At 65.7% G+C, this 3743-nt stretch carries 3 protein-coding genes; 1 reads left to right on the top strand and 2 read right to left on the bottom strand.

What is annotated here, in order from left to right; all coding sequences use genetic code 11:
- The coding region (locus tag VF794_RS00650) for a hypothetical protein (RefSeq protein ID WP_331106665.1) at positions 1-744 on the top strand (744 nt) is incomplete at its 5' end.
- 81 nt (positions 745-825) lie between these two features.
- On the opposite strand, the gene VF794_RS00645 is transcribed toward VF794_RS00650, so the two are convergent.
- Positions 826-2916, bottom strand: a complete 2091-nt coding sequence (locus VF794_RS00645) for a M13 family metallopeptidase (protein WP_331106664.1) — start codon at positions 2914-2916, stop codon at positions 826-828.
- Positions 2917-3229: 313 nt separating this feature from the next.
- The gene (locus VF794_RS41655; RefSeq protein WP_414640852.1) at positions 3230-3739 is read right to left on the bottom strand and encodes a transposase; all 510 of its coding nucleotides are present in this window, start codon (positions 3737-3739) and stop codon (positions 3230-3232) included.
- Positions 3740-3743 lie beyond the last annotated feature (4 nt).

The raw sequence follows: 3743 nt of genomic DNA, 5'->3' as shown, positions 1-3743 counted from the left end.
AGACGCATCCCTGGAGGTATCGCATTCAATAGTACAGGCGACCTCATCGTCACGCCGTCCCTCAACTCCTATGGTGTCAATGAATTGCAACTGTTCCGTCTGGCATCCACGACATGGGAGCCGCACACCGGTCCACAAACGGGCGCCATGCCTGGAACTTCCGACCTAGCAATCGATTCCTTGGATAATTGGTTTGTTACATACCCTGCTCGCTGGGAAACAGGAACGGACTTCTGGTGGGCCATCCATGTGAACAAGAAAGACATCTACGGCACCTGGACTCGCCTGGGCGATCCTCTGATCAGCCCCGCGCAGGGTAGGGCCAATTCGGCGAGCCTGGCATTGAATGGGAATAGTCGCCCGATTGTCACTTGGGAAGAATTCAATTCGTCCGACAGCAACATCTACGCAGCCATCTGGAATGGCTTGTCGTGGCAGATGCTCGGAGGCACGATCAATGATACCACTACGTCCAACACCCGCCCAGCCCTCGTCATGGGTCATGATGGGCAGCCAATCGTCGCCTGGAGCGGTTACTCCGCTCCGGAGACGGCCATCTGGGTGAGCCGTTGGAATGGAAGTGACTGGCAACAGTTGGGGTCGCGACTGAGCGCGGCAAGTGGCGTGGCCACGTCCAGCTTCCGACCGGCACTGGCCCTCGACAAGAACAGCCAGCCGTTGGTCGCCTGGCATGAGTCCGATGGCACGGTGTCGAACATCTATGTCTACCGGTACAACTACTAACAGGCTGCTGGAGAACGCGGACCGCGGGAGCACCTCTCGGCGCCCCCGCGGCCAGGCCGTCACCAGCACTTCAACGGGGTGCTACCAGACCTCGCAGCGCTGAGCGGCCGGGCGCACCATCTTCGCGCCCTCCTTGCACTGGAAGGCCTGCTGGAACAGGGGCAGGTTGCCCACCGGCCCGTTCACCCGCCAGTACGGCGGCGAGTGCGGATCCACCACCGCCATCTGCCGCGCGAACGGGGTGCGGTACTTCGAGCACCACGACTGCGCGTAGCCCAGGAAGAACTGCTGGCTCGGCGTGAAGCGGTAGCTGTTGGCCTGCTTCGCCGCCTCCGCGTCCCCGCCCAGCCACGCCTCCATGGCCGCGTGCGCGAGCTTCAGGCCGCCCAGGTCCGCCACGTTCTCGCCGAGCGTCAGCGCCCCGTTCACCTTCAGCTCGTCCACCGCCGTGTAGCCGTCGTACTGCTCCTTCACGCACGACACGCGCTGGCGGAATGCCTCGTCCGAGCCCTTCGTCCACCAGTCGCGCAGGTTGCCCTCCGCGTCGTACTGGCGGCCCTCGTCGTCGAAGCCGTGGGTGATCTCATGCCCCACCACCATGCCCATGGCGCCGAAGTTCACCGCCGCCGTGGCCTCGCGGTTGAAGAAGGGAGGCTGGAGGATGCCCGCGGGGAAGACGATCTCGTTGAAGGGCGGGTTGTAGTAGGCGTTCACCGTCGGCGGCGACATCAGCCACTCGGCCTTGTCCACCGGCTGGCCGATCTTCGCCAGCTGCCGCGCCTGCTCGAAGGCGCTCGCGTTCACGTACGTGGTGAGGAACGAGGCGCGCTCCACCTCGAGCGCGTCGTACTCACGCCACTTGTCCGGGTAGCCGATCTTGTTGACGATCTTCCGCACCTTCACCAGCGCCTGCTCGCGCGTGGGCGCGTCCATCCACGCCAGCGTGTCCAGGTTGCGCTCGAAGGCCTTCTCGATCTCCACCACCATCTGCTGCGTGGTCGTCTTGCCCTCCACGCCGAACGTCTGGGTGATGAAGGGCTGCGCCAGGGCCTCGCCCAGGGCGCCGTTGGCGAAGCGCACGCACTTCTTCCACCGGGGCACGTCCGCCTTGGCGCCCGTCAGGTTCTGCGCGGTGAAGCGGAAGCGCTCCTCCTGGAAGGCCTTGGGTAGCGCCGGGGTGACGCTCGCCACGTAGTTCCACGTGAGGTAGGGCTTCCACGCGTCCGGCTTCGTCGCCTTCACCAGCCGATCCACCTCCTGGAAGAAGGCCGGGTGGGTGACGTTGATCGCCTGCACGTCCTTGGCGCCCGCGGCCGGGAAGTACACGTCCCACGCGAAGCCAGGCGCCGTGGTCTTCAGGCCCTTGCGCTCCAGCCGGTGGTAGAGGTTCTTCGGCTCGCGGCGCTCCACGCGCGTCATCGAGGCCTTGGCCAGCGCCGTCTCCACCGCCATCACCGCCGCCGCGCTCTTCGCCGCCACCTCGGGCGTCTCACCCAGCAGCACGAAGGTGTTCTTCACGTGCTCCGCGTAGGCGTCGCGCAGCGCCTTCGACTTCTCGTCATCCTTCAAATAGTAGTCGCGGTCCGGCAGGCCGAGGCCCCCCTGGTCCACCTCGCCAATCATCTGCGAGGCGTCCTTGAGGTCGTTGCTGGAGCCGAAGTGGAAGAGCGGGAACACGCTGCGCGCGTGCAGGGTGCCCACCACCTGCGCCAGATCCTTGGCGCTCTTCACCGCCGTCACCTTCGCCAGCTCCGCCTTGAGCGCGGGCAGCGAGGCCTCCAGTTGCGCCTCGTCCATGCAGGCGCCGTAGAAGTCACCCAGCTTCTGCGCGTACGCCGTGCCCCGCGGGGCCTTGCCCTCGGAGGCCGCCACCAGGATGTCCCGGAGGATCTCCTCGTTGCGCGACGAGATGGCGTCGAAGCCGCGAGACCAGCGCGGGCGATCCGCCGGAATCTCCGTGGTCTTCACCCAGTTGCCGCACGCGTACTCGTAGAAGTCCTCGCACGGATCCGCCTGCTCGTTCAGCGCCGCGCCGTCGAGGCCCGGCGGCAGCGGCTTCACCTCGGCCACCGGCGGCGGCGCGGGGGCCGCGGGCGGCGGCGTGGGAACTGGCTCCGCCGTCTTGCAGGCGGTCGTCACGAGACAGCAGGCGGCAAGTAATGCCTTTCGCATCCAGTGTTTCTCCATGTGGGAAGAGCGGCCGCACCCTACCTCGCGACCGGTGCCCCGCAACGTTCGGGCGGGGTCTGCATTCCCTCGACTAAGCGGCTGTTTCGCTAGGAGGCCTCGTCCTCTCCTCGCCCCAGTAGCAACCGGTCAAGGATGAGGCCTACCGAAACTGGCTCAAGCGGTCCGCCATAGATGTTGTTCACTTTTTCGGAGGGGCGTCCTGCGGCTGGCAGCGGCCCTTCCGAGGGAAATCGCCAAGCCAGGGAACCCAGCGCTCTCGCAAAGGTGAACAAGAACCACGGCGTACCGCTTAGTCCTACTGTGTCATAAACATGAGGCTTTGCCGTGCACGGCCCCGCACCACGGGCAGCAGGGGAGTCGCAGGAGGAGCATGCGCGCCTGACGGAGACGTTGGGTGGTGATGGACGCCGGGTTGTGGCGCTCGGGGCGTAGTAGCGGCAGCACCGCGCACCTGGAAATCTTGGGGTAGGCGAGCGGAGCTGAGGAAGGCAATACCACGCGCGGTGAGCGCCTCGCGGAACTTCGTTACCTCTCCGTAGCCCGCGTCGGCCACCATGGGAGCCAGGGGCAGTTGCTCCTCCAGCAGTGTGTCCACGTGCGAGAGGGCGATTTCCCACTTGGGTTGGAAGCGCACCTGCGCCGGGATACCTGCTGCCTTACGGCGAGCGGCATCCCCAGCCCAGGACTCCGGTAAGTAAAGGCGGTACGCGCTGGGAACGCTCATGACGCTGCTGCACAGCGACAATGTCACCGCCACCTGGCAGTTATCCTGCTTGCCCAGAGGGCCGCAGTATTGCCGTACCACCCCG

It is taken from the genome of Archangium sp. (assembly GCF_036389735.1).
In the GTDB taxonomy this organism is placed as follows: domain Bacteria; phylum Myxococcota; class Myxococcia; order Myxococcales; family Myxococcaceae; genus Archangium.
This window is presented reverse-complemented; position numbering and strand designations above follow the sequence as displayed.